Here is a 19,975-nt window from a genome sequence, read left to right on the forward strand (position 1 = left end):
GGCACTCCGCTGCAGCCGGCAAGCACGGCAGCCTTACCCCCCATGCTGCGGCTGCAGCAGCGGCACGCGGTTGATGGCCATCGCGGCAGCGGCCGTGCGCGTTTCCACCCCGAGCTTGGCGTAGATGCGCTCCAGGTGTTTCTTCACCGTGGCGGGGCTGGCGCCCAGGATGTCGCCGATGTCTCGGTTGATCTTGCCCTTGACCACCCAGTACAAGACCTCGGCCTCGCGCGCGGTGAGGCCAAACGCGCCGGCCACGCTGGAGAGCACGCTGGCGTCCGACGTTTCCTGCATCACGATGAGCCAGTCGCCACCGGCGTCGGCCTCGCCGTCTTCGTCACCCACCCGCTGGTGCAGCCGGAAGGTGAGGCGGCGCGGGCCGTTCTCCAGCGTGAGGCGCGGCGGCTCGCGCTGCTCGCTGGCCTCACCGAGGTGGCGGCGCAGCCACTGCAGCACGGCCGGTGGTGTGGTGGGCGATTCGCTGCCGCAGTAGTTGCGCAACAGGTCGCGCGCCAGCGGCGTCTGCCACATCAGGCGGCCGTCGCTCTCGCGCACGGTGATGGTGGCGTAGCCAAATGCGTCCAGCGCGTTGCGCGCCTGGCTGCGCTCCACCGCGCCTTGGCGCACATGGCGCGCAGTGCGCAGGTGCACACCCATGCGCGCCATCACCTCGCGCGGCTTGATGGGCTTGGTCACGTAGTCGGCGCCGCCCGCGTCCAGCGCGGCCACCAGGTGTTCGGTCTCGGTCAGGCCGGTCATGAAGATGATGGGGATGTGCGCGGTGGCCGCCTGCGCCTTGAGCCGGCGCGCCACCTCGAAGCCGTCGATGCCCGGCATCACCGCGTCCAGCAACACCACGTCGGGCAGGGCCTGGGTGGCGCGGCGAATGGCGCTCTCGCCGTCGAGCGCCACCAGCACGGTGTAGCCCGCATCGTCCAGCGCGTCGTGCAGCGGCGCCACGTTGTCGGGCACATCGTCCACGATCAGCACGATGAGCTGGTCGGTCTGTTGCAACATGAACTCAGACATGGCGCTGCAGCAGTTGCTGTTCGATGGCGTCAAAGCGGAATTCGCGCGCGAGCGTGCGCAGCTGCTGCGCAAACGCCGCCTGCTCGGGGTGGTCCTGCACCCACTCGTCGAGCCACTGCACGATGCCCTTGTAGTAGCCCAGGCGCACGAGTTCCAGCAAGGGTTCAAATTCGCGGCCACTGGTGACCTCGTGACCCGGCCGCGCGTGCGGCAACGGTGCTGAGAGCGCGGCGATTTCCGCCGGGGGCAGTTCGATCCACGCGAGCTGCAGCCGCTGGCCCAGCCAGCCGAGCAGGTCGTCGCGGCGCACCGGCTTCACGAAGAAGTCCTGCGGACGGTGGCCCAGGTCGTTGTCCAATCCTTTGTCGAATGCATTGGCCGACACAATGGCCAGTGGCACTGCGCTCCAACCACGGGCGCGCAGCCGGCGCATGGTCTCCCAGCCGTCGATGCCGGGCATGGCCAGGTCCATGAACACGGCATCGGGCGCGCCGGCTTCTCCGGGCTGCAAACCCTCCAGCAGCGCCAGCGCATCCAGGCCGCTGGTGGCCAGCATCACCTCGAAGCCCAGCGGCTCCAGCCAGCGCTGGATCAGCTCGCGGTCGGCCTCTTCGTTGTCCACCACCAGCACGCGCCGACGCGCGCCCTCGAAGCCGATGTGGTTGGGCAGCGCCAGCGGACGCGGCAGCACCGCGCCGTGCACTTCGGGCAGGAACAGCCGCACGGTGAACACCGAGCCCTCGCCCGGCGCGCTGCGCACGGTCATTTCGCCGCCCATGAGGTCGGTGAGCATCTTGGCAATCGTCAGGCCCAGACCGGTGCCGGTGGACGGTCCGGGTGCGGCAGCCTCGTTCTGCCCGCGCGCAAACGGCTCGAACACGCGTTCGAGGTCTTGCGCGCGCATGCCGGGGCCGGTGTCGTGCACCTCGAACTGCGCCATTTCGCGCGCATGGGTCACGCGCAGCCGAACCTGCCCGGTGTGGGTGAACTTCACCGCATTGCCCAGCAGGTTGATGAGGATCTGGCGCAGGCGCTTCTCGTCCGCGCGCACCGTGTCGGGCAGGCGGCTGCCAGTCTCGAACACGAAGTGCAGGCCCTTGGCGCTGGCCTGCAGCTCGAACATGCCGGCCACCTCGTGCATGGCACCGGCAAAGGCCATGGGCCGAACGTCGAGCGCGAGCTTGCCGGACTCGATGCGCGCGATGTCCAGCGTGCCCTCGATCAGCGAGAGCAGGTGTTCGCCGCCGCGGTTGATCACGCGGATGGCCTGCGCGCGGTGCGGCGCCATGCCGGTGTCTTCCTGCAGCAGTTGCGCATAGCCCAGGATGCTGTTGAGCGGTGTGCGCAGCTCGTGGCTGATGGTGCTGATGTAGCGTGTCTTGGCCTGGTTGGCCTGCTCGGCGGCCAGGCGCGCCTGCTGCAGGGCCTCGTCGGTGAGGCGGTGCGACTCGATCTCCTGCATGAGCAGGCGGGTCTGCCGGTTCGACTCTTCCTGCGCCACCTCGCGGCTCTTGTGCGCCAGCACCAGCCACCAGGCCACCGTGGCCGTGATCAGCAGCAGCACGGCGTAGACCCGCACAAAGCCCGAGCGCAGCGCCGCGTCAAGCAGGCCGGCGTTGGCCGACAAGCCCATGCGCAGCGCGAGGGCCTGCACTTCCTGCCGGTAGAGCAGGCCGAGCACCGCGGCCAGCACCGGCGCCATCACCAGCATGAGCAACAGGTAATGGGCAAGTCCGGCCTCCAGGTACGGCCAGATGGAGCGCGGCAACACACGCCGCAATGCGCCCATCCACTGCTCGGACAATTTGGCGTGCGGTTTGCAGAGATCACCACAGCGCGCATCGAGCGTGCAGCAGAGTGAACAAATGTGGCCTTGGTACGCGGGACAGTGCGACATGTCCGGCGCTTCGTATTCACGCTCACAGATGACACATTTGTGGACACCCCCCGCGCCGCCTGCGGCGTCACCCCCCTGAAGGGGGGCAACACCAGCGGCCTGTCCTGAGCCTGTCGAAGGGCAGTTCCGCGGTGTTTCTGGGACGGGACCTCCTTGCACGCCACCACTCCTGGCTATGTAGTAGCGGCCCTTTGTGGCCCAGGCAATCAGCGGCGCTGTGACCAGCGCAGTGACCATCGCGATCACCGCCGAGAACGCCTGCGCACCGGGCCCCATGAGCCCCATGTGGGCCCCGATGGACAAGGCCGAAGCCAGGCCCATGGCGCCCACGCCCACGGGGTTGATGTCGTACAGATACGCCCGCTTGAACTCGATGCCCTTGGGGCTCCAGCCCAGCGGCTTGTTGATCACCAGATCGGCCACCACCGCCATGATCCAGGCGATGGCGATGTTGCTGTAGACGCCGAGCACCTGACCCAGCGCCTGGAACACGTTCATCTCCATCAGCATGAAGGCGATGAAGGTGTTGAACACCACCCACACCACGCGCCCGGGGTGGCTGTGGGTGATGCGCGAGAAGAAGTTGCTCCAGGCCAGCGACCCGGCGTAGGCGTTGGTCACGTTGATCTTGAGCTGCGAGACCACCACGAACAGCGCCGTGGCGGCCACCGCCCAGCCGTAGTCGGAGAACACGTACTCGTAGGCCGCGAGGTACATCTGGTTGGGGTCCACCGCACGGTCGGGCGACACCATGTGGCTGATGGCCAGGTACGCCAGCAAGGCACCACCAAGCATCTTCACCACCCCCAGCAAGACCCAGCCCGGGCCTCCGGCCAGCACCCCGGCCCACCAGCGCAAACCCTTGCCCGGCTCCTTGGCGGGCATGAAGCGCAGGTAGTCGGCCTGCTCGCCCATCTGGGTGATGAGCGCGATGCCCACGGTGAGCGCCGCACCAAACAGGTGCCAGTCAAACTGCGAACCCGCACCGGTTTCGCCCCCATACCGCACCACGTTGGTGAATGTTTCCGGTGCCATGACAGCCACCGCCCCAAAAGGGACCACCATCATCACCAGCCACAGCGGCTGGGTCCAGACCTGAAAGCGGCTGATCACGGAGACCCCGTGCGTGACCAACGGGATGACCACCACCGCGCAGATCAGGTAGCCCCAGGCGGGCGGGATGTCGAGCGCGAGCTCCAGCGCATAGGCCATCACGGCGGCTTCGAGCGCGAAGAAGATGAAGGTGAAGGTGGCGTAGATCAGCGAGGTGATGGTCGAGCCGATGTACCCAAAGCCCGCGCCCCGCGTGAGCAGGTCCATGTCGACGCCGTAGCGCGCGGCGTACACGCTGATGGGCAGACCCGCGAGAAAGATGATCAGACCGGTGCACAGGATGGCCAGCGCGGCGTTCACGAAGCCGTACTGCACCAGCAGCGTGGCGCCCACGGCCTCCAGGATCAGGAAGGAAGCCGCGCCGAACGCGGTGTTGGCCACGCGCCATTCGCTCCACTTGCGAAAGCGCTGCGGGGTGTAGCGCAGCGCGTAGTCCTCCATGGTCTCGCTGCCCACCCAGTTGTTGTAGTCGCGGCGCACGCGGGTGATGCGCTGGGGCGCGTCCTGCCCGGGCCCCGGCACTGCGGTGGGTGCGGGAGCGCTGCGGATGGGAACAATGGGTATGGTCGTCACACCGCATTTGTGCAGCTTTCGTGCCACATGGGAGAGCCGGTTCCTTCGGGGCACGGGAATTGCTGACCAGATCACCCAAGCACCACCGAAAACGCACGCACCACCATGGAACTCACGCCCAGAGAAAAAGACAAGCTGCTGATCTTCACCGCCGCCATGCTGGCCGAGCGGCGCCAGGCGCGTGGACTCAAGCTCAACTACCCCGAAGCCGTGGCACTGATCAGCGCGGCCGTGATGGAGGGCGCGCGCGACGGCAAGACCGTGGCCCAGCTCATGAGCGAGGGGCGCAACGTGCTCACCCGCGCCGACGTGATGGAGGGCATCGCCGAGATGATCCCGGACATCCAGGTCGAAGCCACCTTCCCCGACGGCACCAAGCTCGTGACCGTGCACCAACCCATTCCCTGATCCCTTCACCGAAAGCTCCCATGCGCCTCGCCACCGCCCTCCTCGCTGCCGCCGCCTTCTGCGCGCCCGCCCTCGCCCACGAAGGCCACGGCCTGTTCGGCTCCCACTGGCATTCCACCGACACGCTGGGTTTTGTCGGCGTGGTGGTGGCCATTGCCGTGGCGCTGTGGTGGTCCAGCGGCAAGCACTGAAAGGTAAGCCCATGATTCCCGGCGAACTCTTCACCGACGAGGGCGAGCACGCCCTCAACCCCGGCCGGCGCACGCTCACCCTGGTGGTGAAGAACGGCGCCGACCGGCCGATCCAGGTCGGATCGCACTACCACTTCGCGGAAGTCAATGGCGCGCTCGACCTTGACCGCACGGCTGCGCGCGGCATGCGGCTGAACATCGCGTCGGGTACGGCCGTGCGTTTCGAGCCCGGCCAGCAGCGCACGGTGGAGCTGGTGGACTACGCGGGCGAGCGCATCGTGTTCGGCTTTCGTGGCCTTGTTCAAGGAAAGCTCGAATGAGCACGATTTCAAGAAGCGCCTACGCCAACATGTTCGGCCCAACCGTGGGCGACCGCCTGCGTCTGGCCGACACCGGGCTGATGATCGAGATCGAAAAGGACTTCACCCTGGCCGCTGGTGGCTACGGCGAAGAGGTCAAGTTCGGCGGCGGCAAGACCATCCGCGACGGCATGGCGCAATCGCAAAGAACGCGCGCTGAAGGCGCCGTGGACACCGTGATGACCAACGCGGTGATCGTCGACCACTGGGGCATCGTCAAGGCCGACATCGGCCTGAAGGACGGTCGCATCGTGGCCATCGGCAAGGCCGGCAACCCCGACACCATGCCCGGCGTGGACATCGTCATCGGCCCGGGCACCGAAGTGATCAGCTGCGAAGGCAACATCGTCACAGCCGGTGGCATCGACAGCCACATCCACTTCATCTGCCCGCAGCAGGTGGACGAGGCCCTCAGCTCCGGCATCACCACCATGCTGGGTGGCGGCACCGGCCCGGCCACCGGCACCTTCGCCACCACCTGCACGCCCGGCCCCTGGCACATCGAACGCATGTTGCAGGCCGCGGACGGCCTGCCGATGAACCTGGGCTTTCTGGGCAAGGGCAACGCCAGCCTGCCCGCCGCGCTGCACGAGCAGGTGAACGCCGGTGTGATCGGCCTGAAGCTGCACGAAGACTGGGGCACCACGCCGAGCGCCATCAGCAACTGCCTTGACGTCGCCGAAGAAGCCGACGTGCAGGTCGCCATCCACAGCGACACGCTCAATGAATCGGGCTTCGTGGAGAACACCATCGCGGCCACCAAGGGCCGCAGCCTCTGCGCGTTCCATACCGAGGGTGCCGGAGGCGGTCACGCGCCCGACATCCTGCGCGTGGTGGGCGAGGCCAACTTCCTGCCCTCGTCCACCAACCCGACCATGCCCTACACGGTCAACACGCTCGACGAACACGTGGACATGCTGATGGTGTGCCACCACCTGGACGCCGGCATCCCCGAAGACCTGGCCTTCGCAGAAAGCCGCATCCGCCGCGAGACCATCGCGGCCGAAGACATCCTGCACGACATGGGCGCCATCAGCATGATGAGCAGCGACAGCCAGGCCATGGGCCGCGTGGGCGAGGTGATCATCCGCACCTGGCAGGCGGCCGACAAGATGAAGTCTCAACGAGGCTGGCTCGCACCTGAACCGTTCGCCCTGAGCCTGTCGAAGGGTCGGGCTGAGCCTGTCGAAGCCCTCACGCGCAACGACAACGTCCGCGTCAAACGCTACATCGCGAAGTACACGATCAACCCGGCCATCGCGCACGGCATCTCGCACATCGTCGGTTCGCTCGAAGTCGGCAAGTGGGCCGACCTGGTGGTGTGGAAACCGGCCTTCTTCGGCGTGAAGCCCGCGCTCATCCTCAAGGGCGGCAGCATCGCGCTGGCCGCCATGGGCGACCCGAACGCCTCCATCCCCACACCCCAACCCGTGCACTACCGCCCCATGTTCGGCAGCTTCGGCGGCGCCATGGCCAAAAGCAGCCTCACCTTCGTCTCGCAGGCCGCGCTGGCTGCCGGCGTGGGCGAACGCTACGGCCTGCGCAAGACGCTGGACGCCGTGCGCGGCTGCCGCGGCGTGACCAAGGCCAGCATGGTGCACAACAGCCTGCTGCCGAAGATGGAGATCGACCCGCAGACCTATGCCGTGCGCGCCGACGGCGTGTTGCTCACCTGCGAGCCCGCCACCCGCCTGCCGATGGCGCAGCGCTACTTCCTGTTCTGACGCCCGATCCCATGCTGCAAGTCTCCAAACTCATTCCACAAGGCCAGGGCCTGGCCGCCTCACTGGTGCAGCGCGCCGCGCACCTGGAGCTGGACTGGGACATCCGCCAGAAGAGCCGCTTCGACACCGTGGCTTCCGACGAGCGCCACGTGGGCGTGTTCCTGCCGCGCGGCACGGTTGTGCGCGGTGGCGACGTGCTGCTCACCCAGGACGGCTCGCTGTTGCGCGTGGTGGCCGCAGCCCAGCCGGTGCTGCGCATCACCGCCTGCCCCGACCACCCGGCCCACGAGCAGGCCTTCGACCTCATGCGCGCGGCCTACCACCTGGGCAACCGGCACGTGCCGATCGAACTGCAGCCGGACCACCTGAAGATCGAGCCCGACCACGTGCTGGCCGAGATGCTGCGTGCCATGCACCTCACGGTGATGGAGGCGCGCGAGCCCTTTGAGCCCGAGGCCGGCGCGTATGGGGCCCACCACGCCGCCACCCCGGGCCACGGGCACGCCCACCACCATGACCACGGCTGACGTGGTGGAGGCGCCGCCGCGCTCGGCTGCCAGCCTGCTGCAGATCCTCTGGCTCGCCTCACCGGCGCTGCCGGTGGGCGGCTTCTCGTATTCCGAAGGGCTTGAATCAGCGGTGGACGCGGGACTGGTGCACGACGAAACGAGCGCTGCCGCCTGGCTCACCGACCAGTTGCACCTGGGTCTTGCGCGCAGCGATCTGGCCGTGGTGGCGCAGGCCATTCCCGCCTGGCGCGCCAACGACCTGGCGCGCATCAACACACTCAACCACTGGGTGCTGCAGACCCGCGAGACGTTCGAATTCCGCCTGCAAAGCGAGCAGATGGGCCGCTCCCTGCTGGAGTGGGCGCGCCAGCTCGGCAAGCTGGGCACGGGCGTGTTCGAGCAGTTGCACAGCGCACGCCTGGAGCCGCCCACCTACCCGGTGGCCTGCGCCTGCGCGGCGGCCAGCACCGGCGCCAGCGTTCACGACAGTCTGGTCGGCTACGCCTTCGGCTGGTGCGAAAACATGGTGCAGGCGTCCATCAAGTCGGTGCCGCTGGGCCAGAGCGCCGGCCAGCGCATGCTCGCGCGCCTGGCGCAGCAGATACCGGCCGCGGTGGACCACGCCATCGCCCTGCACGACAATGACCGCCAGGCCTTCACGCCCTTGCTGGCCATCCACTCCGCCCGCCACGAAACCCAGTACTCACGCCTGTTCCGCTCATGACCCCGCTGCACCACATCCCCCGCCGCACCAAGCACCTGCCCCCGCTGCGCGTGGGCATCGGCGGCCCGGTTGGTTCGGGCAAGACCACGCTGCTGGAGATGCTCTGCAAGGCCATGCGCGATCGCTACGACCTGATCGCCATCACCAACGACATCTACACCAAGGAAGACCAGCGCATCCTCACCGTGAGCGGCGCGCTGCCGGCCGAACGCATCATGGGCGTGGAGACCGGCGGCTGCCCGCACACCGCGATCCGCGAAGACGCCTCGATCAACCTGGAAGCCATCGACCGCATGCTCGGTGAGTTCCCCGACGCCGACGTGGTGTTCATCGAGAGCGGCGGCGACAACCTCGCCGCCACCTTCAGCCCCGAGCTCAGCGACCTCACCATCTATGTGATCGACGTGGCTGCGGGCGAGAAAATCCCGCGCAAAGGCGGTCCGGGCATCACCAAGAGCGACCTCTTCGTCATCAACAAGACCGACCTGGCCCCCCACGTGGGCGCCGACCTGGAGGTGATGAAAGCCGACACCGCGCGCATGCGCCCCGACAGCGTGCGCAGGCCCTGGGTGATGACCAACCTCAAGACGCTGGCCGGTGTGGACGAGGTGGTGCGCTTCATCGAGACGCGCGGCATGCTGCCCCAGCTGCAAGCCGAGCCAGCCGTCGTCGCAGGCTAAAATCGCCGCATTGCCGACGCATCCGGAGACTTGGGTGAGCGGTTTAAACCAGCAGTCTTGAAAACTGCCGACCCGCAAGGGTCCGTGAGTTCGAATCTCACAGTCTCCGCCAACGAATTCAAGGGTCTTGAGAAATCAAGGCCCTTTTTTTCTGGCCTCAGCGCAGACGGATCTGGTTGGGCAACGGCATCGACAGGCGCAGCACGTCTTCGGCCAGCCAGAGCGCCGAGCGCCTGGCGCGTTCAGCCACGAAGGGCAAGGGCAGCTGCAGGAAGTCGTCGTTGAACACCTCGAAGCTGTAGTCACCGCTGTAGCCCAGGCGTTCCAGCGACAGCACCAGCGCGGCCAGTTGTTCGGTGTGCACCCCCTCGCCCGGGAACACCCGGAAGGTGCGCGCGGTGGTCATGCGTTCTTCGAAGGTCGGGGTCTCCTGCCACATGAAGTCGGCGAGCTGGACCAGGAAGATGCGCTGCGGATCGAGCAGGTCGATCTCCTCCAGCGAGGTGTTGCTGGCGAAGAGGTGAAAGGCGTCCAACCCCAGGCCGAGGTTGGGACAGTTGGCCCGGGTGATCACGTCCCAGGCCACTGGAAACTCGTTGATGGTGCGGCCCCAGGACAGCGCCTCGAAGGCGATCTTGATGCCGTGCGGGATCGCCAGCATCGCCAGCTTGCGCAGGTCGCGCGCGATCTGGTCGAGGTCGGTGCCGGCGTGGCGCGAGGTGGACGAGCACGCCAGCAGCACGTCGCAACCCAGCTCGGCACACATCTCCAGCATCTGTTGGGCAATCTCGACCTTGTAGTCGTGCAGATGGCCGCTCAGGCCTTCAAAATCGCGCAGCACCTGAAAGCCCGTCCCGCGCAGCCCGCTGCGGTGCACCGCTTTGACGGCGGCCCTCCAGCCGTCGGGGTGGCCCACCAGATCGTTGGCCTTGAGCATGACCTGGGAGAAGCCGGCGTCCTGCATGGCTTCGAGCTTGGCCTCCAGCGGCCCGGCCAGGGTGATGGTGTCCATGCCGAAGGCCTGGATCGACGGGTTGTGTTGGGCTGTCATGCGCTCACCCGACATGGCTGCCCGGCGCCCCGTGCACCAGTTCGAAGGCCACCGAACCGAGGTAGGTGCGCGAGATCGCGCCCCGCCCTTCGCTGTGGGCCTGTTCGGTTTCGACGAAGTCCAGGCCGAGCGCGCGCAAGGCTCGCACGGCGGCCAGCACATCGGGCACGCCCAGGCCGATGCGCTGGATTTTTTCCGAGCTGTCGCGCACGTTGAGGTCGGGCTCCACCAACTGCAGCATGAAACGGTTGGCCGGGTGCAGGGCGGGCGCCATCAGCAGCTTGCCCTTGGGCAGGATCCCGTAGCGTTCTTCGTCGGGGATGAGCGTCATGCCGAAAAGCTCGCCGTAGAACTCGATCCAGTCCACCGCCCGGTCGGCACCGATGTACTGAACGATGCCGAAAAATTCAATGCCGGCGGTGGCCGGCGGGCGCTGCTCCACCGACGGGATGGGGACGAAGTCGACGTCGTAGATCGAGAACTCGCGGTAGCGGTCCACGAAATAGATGCGGCTGCCACCCACGCCGTGGATGGCCGGAATGTTGAGTTCCATCACTTCCGGGTGGGTGTGCACCGGCCAGGCACCGCGCGACAGCACGGTCTGGTAGGCCGCCCGGGCATCGCGCACACGCAGGGCCACGGCGGAAATGGCGGGCACATCGGCGCCGTGGCTGGCGGCCTTGGAGTCCAGCGGCGACGAGTTGACCACGATGTTGATGCCGCCCTGGCGGTACAGCAGCACCTCGCGCGAGCGGTGGCGCGCCACGGGGCGAAAGCCCATCATCTCCAGCACCTGGCCCAGCGCCTGGGGTTTGTCGGTCGCGTATTCGATGAACTCCACACCATCGAGACCCACCGGGTTGTCCGGGTCGCCGAACGAGGGCTGCAGGGGTTCGCGGCTCGGGTCGCGTGTGGTCAGGAAGTCGCTCATGGTCGGTGGCCTCCGGTGGGTGGGATGGAGAAAGCCGTGTCAGTAGCTCAGCCGTGCGACGCTGCGCAGCGTCTCGGCGGTGGCGGTGGGCAGGTCGAAGAATTCCAGGTAGGCCGGTATCTGCTCGAACAGCATGTCGGTGCCGATCTGCACCGGGCAGCCCCGCGCCTGGGCAGCGCGCAGGAAGGCGGTCATTTCGGATTTCATGACCACCTCACCCACAAAGGTCTCGGGTGACAGGCGCGACACGTCCATGGGCAGCGGGTCCCCGTCGTTCATGCCCATGGGCGTGGCGTTGACGACGAGGTCGTGAGCGGCCGGGTCGTTGCTGCCGGTGATCACCTCGATGTCGGGGTATTCGCTCTTGAGGCGTTGGGCCAGGGCATCGCAGACCGTGGCCTGGGCATCGAACAGCGTGACGCGGGCCACGCCCATGGCGGCCAGCGACGCGGCGATGGCGCAACCCACACCGCCGTTGCCCACCACCAGCACCCGCGCGCCCTGCAGCTTCAGCCCCTTGCGCTGCACGCCGCGCACGAAGCCGGAGCCGTCGAACATGTCGCCCATCAGGCGTCCGTCGGGCAGTCGCTTCACGGCATTGCAGGCGCCCGCCACCTTCACGGTGGGCGTGACCACGTCCACCAGGTCGACCGTCACCACCTTGTGGGGCATGGTGATGAGCGCGCCCCGGATGTTGGTGAGCTTGAATGCGGCCCGCAGGAACGCGGGGTAGTCCGGCGTCTTGCAACCCATGGGCACCACCACCGCGTTGATGCCCTCCCGCTCGAAGAACGGGTTGTAGATCATCGGCGACTTGAAGGTGTGCGTCGGGTAGCCGATGTGGGCAATGATTTCAGTGAGGCCGTTGATCATGGGAGACACCAGGGAAAGTCAGGTCGCGGCGGCCTGGCGCGCGTGGCGGCGCACCAGGCCTTCGAGCGCGATCACGTAACCATCCACACCAAATCCCACGACGATGCCGGCGGCCGCGGGTGAGATGAAGGAGTGGTGGCGAAAGGCCTCGCGGGCGTGCACGTTGGAGATGTGCAGCTCGATCACGGGCAGGCCGTCCACGCCCTTGATCGCGTCATGCAGTGCCACCGAGGTGTGGGTGTAGGCACCGGGGTTGAAGACACACCCCAGCACCGTGCCGTCCTTGTACCCACGGCCCGCCTCGTGGATGCGGTCGATCAGGGCGCCTTCCGAGTTGCTCTGGAAGCACTCGATCTCCACACCGAGCTTCTGGCCGGCGTCGCGGCACAGGGCCTCGACATCCGGCAAGGTGGTGTGCCCGTACAGCGCGGGCTCGCGCAGCCCGAGCAGGTTGAGGTTGGGGCCGTTGAGCACCAGGACTTTTTTCATGCCGTCGTGCTCATTTGCGCAGCTTGTCCAGCTCACCCATCATCGCGCTCACGGTGGCTTCGCCCACACTGGCGGAGTGTTTGGCCACCACCGGCTTCATCTTCTCGCGCAACTTCGCCACCTCGGCGGGTGGCAGCTCGGTCACCTGCATGCCGCTCTTCTTCAGGCTCTCCAGCGTGCTGGCCTGTGCGCTGCGGGACTGTTCACGCTGGTATTTGGCTGATTCGGCGGCGGCGTCCTGCAACAGCTTTTTGTCATCGGCCGACAGCGTGTCCCAGAACTTCTTGCTCACCACCACGGACTGCGGGTTGTACTGGTGGTTGGTGATCGCCAGATGCTTCTGCACCTCGAACAGCTTGGCGCCCTGGATGGTGGCCAGCGGGTTCTCCTGCCCGTCCACCGCCTTCTGCTCCAGAGCGGCGTACAGCTCCGGGAAGGGCAGCGGTGTGGGGTTGGCGCCGAGTGCGCTGACCCAGTCGACGTTGATCGGGTTGGGGATCACGCGCAGTTTCAGACCGGCGATGTCTTCCACCTTGTTGATTGGGCGCTTGCCGTTGGTGATGTTGCGAAAGCCCAGTTCGTAATACGCCAGGCCCACCAGGCCCTTCTCCTGCAACTTGTCGTGCAGGCCTTTGCCGAAGGGGCCGTCGACCACGGCATCGGCTTCGCGTGCGTTGGCGAAGAGGAAGGGAAAGTCGTAGATGGCGAAGTCCTTCACCAGGCTGGCGAAGATGCCCGAGTTCATCGACGCCATCTCCAGCGTGCCGCCCTGCATGGCCGACAGGTTGGCCTGGTCGCTGCCGAGCGCACCGCCCGGGAAGATGTTGACCTTGAAGCGTCCGCCCGACTTGGCCTCGACGATCTCGCCGAACTTCTCCATGCCCATCACGATGGGATGGCCCTTGGCGTTCTGGTTGACGAACTTGATGGTGCGGGTCTGCGCCTGGGCCAACCCCACGTTGGCCAGGGTGGCCAGCGCGGCGGCGGCGAGCACGGTCTTGAGGAAAAAGCGTTTCATGGTTGTGTCTCCTGGGGTGGCGAAATCGGGACGCTCGAAGTGAAGGGGGCGGATGTTGGCGTGCCCATGCAGCACCCGCCCCGAGGAGTCAGCCGTAGAGCCAGCGCGCAGGCACCAGCACCAGGTCGGGGAAGATGATGAGCAGGAACATCACGGCGAACTGGGCCAGCATGAAGGGCCACACGCCTCGCGTGACCTGGTCCATGCTCATCTTGCCGACGCCGGCGACCGTGCTGAGCACCGTGCCCACCGGGGGCGTGATCAGGCCAATGGCGTTGTTGATCATGAACAGCACGCCGAAGTACACGGGGTCGATGCCGGCTGCCTTCACCAGCGGCATGAAAACCGGCGTGAGGATCAGGATGGTGGGCGTCATGTCCATGGCCGTGCCCACGATCATGGTCAACACCATCATGGCGACCAGCAGCATCGTGGGGTTGTCCAGAATCGGCTCGAGCACCGAGACCAGTTCACCAGGCAGGTTGGCCACCGTGATCAGCCAGGCCGAGACCATGGCCGCGGCCACCAGAAACATGATCACCGAGGTGGTCTTGGCCGCGGCCAGGAACAGGCCGTACAACTGGTTCAGGCGCAGCTCCCGGTAGACCACGGTGGAGATGAACAGTGCGTACACCGCGGCGACCACCGCCGCCTCGGTGGGCGTGAACACGCCGAACTTCAGGCCGACGACCACGATCAGCGGCAGGACCAGCGCGAAGGTCGCATCTTTCAGGGAAGACAGGACCTCGTGGCGGCTGGCGCGCCTGGCTGGCGCAATGTTGTCTTTGCGCATGAGCACCCACCAGGTGACCCAGAGGGACGCCGCCAGCAGGATGCCCGGAAAGATGCCGGCCATGAAGAGCCTGGAAATCGACACGTTGGCCGCCACACCAAACACCACGAAGCCAATGCTGGGCGGAATGATGGGCGCGATGATGCTGGCCGAGGCCAGCAGGCCGGCCGAGCGTGCCTTGTCGTAACCGGCCTTGTTCATCATCGGCAGCAGCAGGGCCGCCAGCGCGGCGGCGTCGGCCACCGCCGAGCCCGAGAGCGCCGCCAACATCACCGCGGCGATGATGCCCACGTAGCCCAGCCCGCCCCGCACGTGACCGACCAGGGTCATCGCGAAATGCACGATGCGCCGCGAGAGGCCACCGGCATTCATGATTTCGCCGGCGAGCATGAAGAACGGCACCGCCAGCAGCGGAAAACTGTTCGCGCCTTCAATCGCGTTCTGCGCGAGGATCTGCGCGTCGAAGATGTCCAGGTGCCACATCAGGGCGGCACCGCACAACAGCAGGGAAAAGGCAATCGGCACGCCCAGCGCCATGGCACCCAGCAAGGCGCCGAGGAAGACAGCGATGGTCATGGCTTGTCTCCAGCCGGTGGGATTTCAGGGTGCCCGGTGGGCATGTCGTCGGACTCGCGCACGCCGATGAGTTCTGCCTCGCTCAGTTGTCCGCTCAGCAGCTTGTAGAGGTCGTTGAGAACCACCAGCCCCGCCATCACGGCGAACACCACACCACTCACATAAAAGCCGGCCATGGACACCTCCATGACCGCGCTCGTGGTGCCCAGGTTCACCACCGTCTGCGCCCAGGCGCCGGTGAACATCTGCCAGCAGATGAACAGCATCAGCAACTGGGCGAGGACCATGCACAGCTTCTTGCCGCCCAGCGGCAGGCGCGAGATCAGCGCGTCGGTGCCGAGGTGGGCGCGGTCGCGCATGGCCACCAGTGCGCCCATGAACGTCATCCAGACGAAAAGCCAGCGCGACAGCTCTTCCGACACCGCGATCCCGCTGTTGAAGCCGTAGCGCAGGACCACATTGCCGAACACCAGGACGACCATCAGGCCGAGACAACCGACCATGGCCACCGACAGCAGCCGGCAGTAGTGATCGATGAGTTTTTGCACCATGAGTTTGTTTCCTCTTGGGGCAATTTTGTACGAACTGGTTAGTTTGCTATTTGGGAAAAACCCTTAATTCCGCCACCGCACGACAGCCGGCATCTCCATCGTCCAGCTCGTCATGCACACGGCATTCTTCATGCGCGCAGGTAGCGCACGACCATGTCGATCACATTGGAACGGCGTTGCGCCAGCACCTGAGGGTCTTGCACCTGGTGCTTGAAGATCTGGCTGAAGGTGTACTGGTTGGACACGTTGAAGAAGGTCAACGCGGAGATGCTGGCGTGGATGTCGATGGGGTCCACGCCCGGGCGAAACACGCCCTCGGCCACGCCACGGTCGTAGAGGTTGCGGATGGCCTGGATGGCGGGAACATTCAGCGCCTGAATGCTCTTGCTCTGGGCGATGTACTGACCGCGCAGCATGTTCTCCGACATCACCAGCCGCACATAGTCCTGGTTGCCGTTGTGGTGGTCAAAGGTGAACCCCACCAAGGTGCGCAAGGCCTCTTCAGGCGGCAGATTTTCCAGATTCAACTCACCCTCGATGCTCCGGACCCGGCGGTAGGACTCTTCCAGCACCGCGATATACAAACCTTCTTTGCTACCAAAATAGTAGTAAATCATGCGCTTGCTGGTGCGCGTGGCCGCTGCGATCTCGTCGATGCGCGCACCGGCCAGGCCCTTGTCCGCAAACTCGTGGGTGGCCACCTTCAGGATCTCGGCCATGGTCCGCGCCGGATCGTTGGTGCGCCCGGTGACGCCCGCGCTCTTGGGCAAAGGCGCTGCAGATTTGGCGGCGAGGGAATGTACTGCATCGTTCATTCCTGAAGTATAGGAGCGCCCATGCGCGTCGCGGCGCAAGTTCTGGGCGCACTTTGGCGGCACGAAACACCCGCTTGCAAAACATTCCGTTCGGCCACTTCAAATGCGATCTATTCTCATTTAATATGCACCTGCAAGCCATCCCAGGTCCCTCGTCACCTTCGAATCCGGACCGGCAGCCAGCACCGCTCGCGCCCTGTCGCGATGTCAAAACCCTGTCTGGAGACCGCCGTGAACACCGATACCGAACTGCCTGAGGACGAAGAACATGTGCTGCCCTGCACCGAGGCCATGCTGGCCGGCACGCTGGCGCTGATGACGGGACATGCCCAGAGCGCTTGCGCCACCCAGCGCGATCTCATGGGCAGGAAGATTCGCTCCAACCTGTTTTTTCTGGGCCAACACCCGGCACTCACGCCGAGCTTTCGCACCGTGCTTCAGCGCATGCACCAGCACTGGGACACGCTCCTGAAGAGCAGCGACGGGTCGGCAGCGCAGTCCTCGCTGCGCAATGACGATCTTTTGCCAGAGCGGCGCCTCTGGCACACCTTGGCGTCCACCGTGCAATGAGCAATCAACCAACGGGTGTGACGCAAGAGCACGCCATCCTCACCCGGCACCTGGGCAGCGTGCAGGACCGCGTGTCCCGACTTCTGTGTGACAAGGAGAGCGAGTTGCAGACCCTGTCCAGCGAGGTCGTGCGGCTGCGTGGGCTGCTGGTGCTGTCACGCACTTCAATGCTGTGGGGTCTGTCTGCACCACTGATGCGTGTCGGGCGCCGCCCCGCGATGCTGCCATCTCTTGAGCAGCCAACCGCGGCTCGGCAGGAAGACCTGGAAGCCTCGCGCAAGGCCATCTGCCAGACCGGGTGCACGGGACACGCCCACCACTGGCTGTCGGACGAAGGGCAATGCCGATGGAGTGGTCGGCCCTGCGATGCGGGCTGTGGCTGAAGCCTCCCGCCGCGCGGGTCAACCGCATCACTGCTGATTCAGTTGGCCGACGGTCATGTCACCGGCAGCGCGCAGGCCTGCCTGGCGGATCTGCTCGGCTTGCTCGGGCGTGGTCACGATGGGGTACCCGTTGTCGGAGAAGTTCACCAGACCCAGGCGCCGGGCTTCGTCGAGTTCGGCCCGCACTTGAGCGCGAGTCTTGCCGGTTTGACCTGGCTTGGCTGGGTAGTTGGAAGGATTGATTTCGTTCAGTTTCAAGCCGGTTTCACTGTCGGCCAGCACGTTGCCCGTGCGGATGGCCTCTGCCAGTTCTGCCTTCACCTGAGCGCGGGTCAGCGGAGCGTTCTGGGCGAAGGCGGTGCCAGCGGTGGCAGCGAGGATCAGGGGCAGGAGGATGGTGGTCGAGAGTTTCATGATGAGTCCTTGTGAGAGCGTTGGGGAGGAGACTGGTGTGCCGCTTTGTGTTTGGCACAGGAAGAACTTTAAAAACCGAGGTTGTCGTTTCCCGAACGCCAGAATGACAAATTCGTAATACAGAAAAAAGGCCGTTTCCATGACAATTCGGGCTCCTCCCCAGGGGTGTCACGCCCCTGCCCTGCCACCCCGATGGACTCCTGCAATGCGAGTGCTGGTCATTGAAGACGAAGCCAAGATCGCTGACTACGTCAAGCGCGGCCTGTCCGAGGCCGGCTACACGGTGGACGTGGCGCGCGATGGCATCGCAGGCCGCTACCTCGCGCTGGAAGGCGACTACCAGCTCGTGGTGCTCGACATCATGTTGCCGGGCATCGATGGTTTCGGGGTGCTGGCGGCGTTGCGCGAGAAGCGCGGCACGCCGGTGCTCATGCTCACCGCACGCGACCGCGTGGAGGACCGCGTGCAAGGCCTGCAGGCCGGTGCCGATGACTACCTCGTCAAGCCGTTTGCCTTCTCCGAACTGCTCGCTCGCGTGGGCGCCCTGTTGCGCCGGGGCCCGGCAGCCACCGAAGCTGCCAACACCCGCATGGCGGTGAGCGATCTGGAGATGGACTTGCTCAGCCGCAAGGCCTGGCGTTCGGGGCAGCGGCTTGATCTCACCGCCAAGGAGTTCTCGTTGCTCGCGCTGCTGGCGCGGCGCAAGGGGCAGATCCTGTCGCGCACGACCATTGCCGAGCAGGTGTGGGACATGAACTTCGACTCGGACACCAACGTGGTGGAGGTGGCCGTGCGCCGACTGCGCTCCAAGATGGACGATCCTTTCAAACCCAAGCTGTTGCACAACGTGCGTGGCATGGGCTACGTGCTGGAGGAGCGGGCATGAGCGCAGCGCCGGGCCGTTCCCAAGCAAGCTCGCACCGCAGCCCGCAGGGCGAAGGTACTCCATTGAGTTCGCAGGCCATTTCATCCACCGAGCCGTGCGCCTATTCGATCGGCCGGCGCCTGTCGCTGCTGCTGGCGATCCAGACCGTGATCGGCCTGGGCGTGTTGCTGGCGTTCATCTACGGCGCCACCACCATGCTGTTCACCGCCAAGCACGAGGAAGAACTGCGCAGCTACTCGGCTGTGCTGGTCGACGTGGTGCGGGACGCCAACGCCAAGGGTGGCGAGGCCGAGATCCAGGCCAAGCTCGCGTGGCTGGCCGAACGCCGCCCAGGCACCTTCGTGCAAGTGAACCGCGCCGATGGCAGCGAGCTTTACCGCGACAAGGCCCCCACCTTCGACGTGGCCACGTCGGTCTCGCGAGCCATGCCGTTCTCGGTCGATCTGAACAGATCTTCCCCCCTGCAAGGCACGCTGATTCTGGACTGCACCCAAGACGCCAAGACAGCCAAACGCATGGCCTTGTTGCTGATCGCGGCCGTGCTGGCCGGTGCGGCGCTCGTGGGCTGGGGCACCTTCTGGCGCGTGCGCTGCAGCCTGCGACCCCTGATCGACCTGGCGGGACAGACCAAAGCCATCGACGCGCGACGCCTGGGTCAACGGCTCACCCTGGCCGAACCGGTCGAGGAACTGCAACCGTTGATCGACCAGTTCAACGGCCTGATGAACCGGGTTGAACGAACCTACGAGCAGCTCGAAGGCTTCAACGCCGATGTGGCCCACGAACTGCGCACGCCCTTGACCAACCTGATCGGCCAGACCGAGGTGGCGCTCAGCCGCGAGCGCAGTGTCGGCGAACTCGAAGACACGCTGCACTCGAACCTGGAGGAACTGCACCGCATGGCGGCCATCGTCAACGACATGCTGTTTCTCGCGCAGGCCGATCGCGGCGTGAAGGCACGGCGTGGCGCCTCGGTGAGCCTGGCGCAACTGGTGCAACAGGTGGTCGAGTTCCATGAAGCACCGATGGAGGAGCGTGGACTGACGGTGAGCATCGAGGGCGACACCCGGTTGTCCATCGACGAGCCGCTGGTCAAGCGCGCCTTGTCCAACCTGCTGGGCAACGCGATCCGCTACGCCGACACCGGCACGAATCTGTGTGTGCGCATCGCACGCGAATCGGGCGACAGCGTGCGGCTGTGGGTGGAGAACACGGGGCCCTGCATTGAGCCCGAGCACCTGCCGCGCCTGTTCGACCGCTTCTTCCGCGCCGACGCATCGCGTTGCGAGCTCGAAAAGCCGCACCACGGCCTGGGCCTGTCCATCGTGGCCGCCATCGCCCGCATGCACGACGGCTTCCCCGCCGCCGAATCCAGCGGTGGCACCACCCGCGTGGGATTCAGCCTGCACGCGGCCTGA

22 protein-coding genes and 1 tRNA gene are annotated in these 19,975 nt (G+C 66.0%); 12 read left to right on the top strand and 11 right to left on the bottom strand.

What is annotated here, in order from left to right; all coding sequences use genetic code 11:
- Positions 1 to 33 precede the first annotated feature (33 nt).
- Both ASE11_RS13160 and ASE11_RS13165 read right to left on the bottom strand, forming a co-directional pair.
- Positions 34 to 1,029 (bottom strand): response regulator transcription factor, encoded by a 996-nt coding sequence (locus ASE11_RS13160; protein ID WP_056271966.1) that lies wholly within the window; start codon positions 1,027 to 1,029, stop codon positions 34 to 36.
- Positions 1,022 to 4,480, bottom strand: a complete 3,459-nt coding sequence (locus ASE11_RS13165) for an ATP-binding protein (RefSeq protein WP_235501291.1) — start codon at positions 4,478 to 4,480, stop codon at positions 1,022 to 1,024. The genes ASE11_RS13160 and ASE11_RS13165 overlap by 8 nt, the downstream gene beginning before the upstream one ends.
- Before the next feature lie 237 nt (positions 4,481 to 4,717).
- Here ASE11_RS13165 and ASE11_RS13170 point away from each other — a divergent pair, with 237 nt between their 5' ends.
- The 8 genes from ASE11_RS13170 (at position 4,718) to ASE11_RS13200 (ending at position 9,319) form a co-directional block, all read left to right on the top strand.
- Positions 4,718 to 5,020: an urease subunit gamma gene (locus ASE11_RS13170; RefSeq protein ID WP_056271971.1), complete on the top strand. Its 303-nt coding sequence runs from the start codon at positions 4,718 to 4,720 to the stop codon at positions 5,018 to 5,020.
- A 20-nt stretch (positions 5,021 to 5,040) separates the two neighbouring features.
- Positions 5,041 to 5,211, top strand: a complete 171-nt coding sequence (locus tag ASE11_RS25885; protein WP_156406340.1) for a hypothetical protein — start codon at positions 5,041 to 5,043, stop codon at positions 5,209 to 5,211.
- An 11-nt stretch (positions 5,212 to 5,222) separates the two neighbouring features.
- The gene (locus ASE11_RS13175) at positions 5,223 to 5,531 is read left to right on the top strand and encodes an urease subunit beta (RefSeq protein ID WP_056271974.1); all 309 of its coding nucleotides are present in this window, start codon (positions 5,223 to 5,225) and stop codon (positions 5,529 to 5,531) included.
- Entirely contained in the window at positions 5,528 to 7,294 is a 1,767-nt protein-coding gene (gene ureC, locus ASE11_RS13180) for an urease subunit alpha (RefSeq protein WP_056271977.1), read from the top strand. Before ASE11_RS13175 ends, ureC begins: the two co-directional genes overlap by 4 nt.
- A gap of 11 nt (positions 7,295 to 7,305) precedes the next feature.
- Positions 7,306 to 7,821, top strand: a complete 516-nt coding sequence (gene ureE, locus ASE11_RS13185; protein ID WP_056271982.1) for an urease accessory protein UreE — start codon at positions 7,306 to 7,308, stop codon at positions 7,819 to 7,821.
- Positions 7,808 to 8,527, top strand: coding sequence for an urease accessory protein UreF (locus tag ASE11_RS13190; RefSeq protein WP_056272245.1), 720 nt, complete (start codon positions 7,808 to 7,810; stop codon positions 8,525 to 8,527). The genes ureE and ASE11_RS13190 overlap by 14 nt, the downstream gene beginning before the upstream one ends.
- Positions 8,524 to 9,207 carry an urease accessory protein UreG gene (gene ureG, locus ASE11_RS13195; protein WP_056271986.1) on the top strand — a complete coding sequence of 228 codons (684 nt, stop codon included), beginning with the start codon at positions 8,524 to 8,526 and terminating at the stop codon, positions 9,205 to 9,207. Before ASE11_RS13190 ends, ureG begins: the two co-directional genes overlap by 4 nt.
- A 24-nt stretch (positions 9,208 to 9,231) precedes the next feature.
- A tRNA-Ser gene (locus tag ASE11_RS13200) sits at positions 9,232 to 9,319 on the top strand.
- Positions 9,320 to 9,364: 45 nt separating this feature from the next.
- On the opposite strand, the gene ASE11_RS13205 is transcribed toward ASE11_RS13200, so the two are convergent.
- The 8 genes from ASE11_RS13205 to ASE11_RS13240 all read right to left on the bottom strand — a co-directional run bounded on the left by ASE11_RS13205 (position 9,365) and on the right by ASE11_RS13240 (position 16,304).
- Positions 9,365 to 10,258, bottom strand: a complete 894-nt coding sequence (locus ASE11_RS13205) for a sugar phosphate isomerase/epimerase family protein (RefSeq protein WP_056272247.1) — start codon at positions 10,256 to 10,258, stop codon at positions 9,365 to 9,367.
- Positions 10,259 to 10,262: 4 nt separating this feature from the next.
- Positions 10,263 to 11,189 carry a VOC family protein gene (locus ASE11_RS13210; RefSeq protein WP_056271991.1) on the bottom strand — a complete coding sequence of 309 codons (927 nt, stop codon included), beginning with the start codon at positions 11,187 to 11,189 and terminating at the stop codon, positions 10,263 to 10,265.
- A 39-nt stretch (positions 11,190 to 11,228) separates the two neighbouring features.
- Complete coding sequence (locus ASE11_RS13215; RefSeq protein ID WP_056271994.1) at positions 11,229 to 12,062, bottom strand: shikimate dehydrogenase family protein; 834 nt, start codon at positions 12,060 to 12,062, stop codon at positions 11,229 to 11,231.
- Positions 12,063 to 12,080: 18 nt separating this feature from the next.
- The gene (aroQ, locus tag ASE11_RS13220) at positions 12,081 to 12,551 is read right to left on the bottom strand and encodes a type II 3-dehydroquinate dehydratase (protein WP_056271998.1); all 471 of its coding nucleotides are present in this window, start codon (positions 12,549 to 12,551) and stop codon (positions 12,081 to 12,083) included.
- A 10-nt stretch (positions 12,552 to 12,561) separates the two neighbouring features.
- On the bottom strand, positions 12,562 to 13,569 hold the full coding sequence (locus tag ASE11_RS13225) for a TRAP transporter substrate-binding protein (RefSeq protein WP_056272001.1): 1,008 nt from the start codon (positions 13,567 to 13,569) through the stop codon (positions 12,562 to 12,564).
- Positions 13,570 to 13,657: 88 nt separating this feature from the next.
- Positions 13,658 to 14,938 carry a TRAP transporter large permease subunit gene (locus ASE11_RS13230; protein WP_056272004.1) on the bottom strand — a complete coding sequence of 427 codons (1,281 nt, stop codon included), beginning with the start codon at positions 14,936 to 14,938 and terminating at the stop codon, positions 13,658 to 13,660.
- Positions 14,935 to 15,489, bottom strand: a complete 555-nt coding sequence (locus ASE11_RS13235) for a TRAP transporter small permease (RefSeq protein WP_056272008.1) — start codon at positions 15,487 to 15,489, stop codon at positions 14,935 to 14,937. Before ASE11_RS13235 ends, ASE11_RS13230 begins: the two co-directional genes overlap by 4 nt.
- 128 nt (positions 15,490 to 15,617) lie before the next feature.
- Positions 15,618 to 16,304 (bottom strand): TetR/AcrR family transcriptional regulator, encoded by a 687-nt coding sequence (locus tag ASE11_RS13240; protein ID WP_056272013.1) that lies wholly within the window; start codon positions 16,302 to 16,304, stop codon positions 15,618 to 15,620.
- Between the two features lie 231 nt (positions 16,305 to 16,535).
- On the opposite strand from ASE11_RS13240, the gene ASE11_RS13245 reads away from it, so the two are divergent.
- Both ASE11_RS13245 and ASE11_RS13250 read left to right on the top strand, forming a co-directional pair.
- Positions 16,536 to 16,874 (top strand): hypothetical protein, encoded by a 339-nt coding sequence (locus ASE11_RS13245; protein ID WP_056272017.1) that lies wholly within the window; start codon positions 16,536 to 16,538, stop codon positions 16,872 to 16,874.
- The gene (locus ASE11_RS13250) at positions 16,871 to 17,257 is read left to right on the top strand and encodes a hypothetical protein (protein WP_156406341.1); all 387 of its coding nucleotides are present in this window, start codon (positions 16,871 to 16,873) and stop codon (positions 17,255 to 17,257) included. Before ASE11_RS13245 ends, ASE11_RS13250 begins: the two co-directional genes overlap by 4 nt.
- Before the next feature lie 27 nt (positions 17,258 to 17,284).
- On the opposite strand, the gene ASE11_RS13255 is transcribed toward ASE11_RS13250, so the two are convergent.
- Positions 17,285 to 17,812, bottom strand: a complete 528-nt coding sequence (locus tag ASE11_RS13255) for a DUF4148 domain-containing protein (RefSeq protein ID WP_156406342.1) — start codon at positions 17,810 to 17,812, stop codon at positions 17,285 to 17,287.
- Positions 17,813 to 17,876: 64 nt separating this feature from the next.
- Here ASE11_RS13255 and ASE11_RS13260 point away from each other — a divergent pair, with 64 nt between their 5' ends.
- Entirely contained in the window at positions 17,877 to 18,557 is a 681-nt protein-coding gene (locus ASE11_RS13260) for a heavy metal response regulator transcription factor (protein WP_056272029.1), read from the top strand.
- On the top strand, positions 18,554 to 19,975 hold the full coding sequence (locus ASE11_RS13265; RefSeq protein WP_082585721.1) for a heavy metal sensor histidine kinase: 1,422 nt from the start codon (positions 18,554 to 18,556) through the stop codon (positions 19,973 to 19,975). The genes ASE11_RS13260 and ASE11_RS13265 overlap by 4 nt, the downstream gene beginning before the upstream one ends.

Source organism: Hydrogenophaga sp. Root209, assembly GCF_001428625.1.
Taxonomy (GTDB): domain Bacteria; phylum Pseudomonadota; class Gammaproteobacteria; order Burkholderiales; family Burkholderiaceae_C; genus Hydrogenophaga.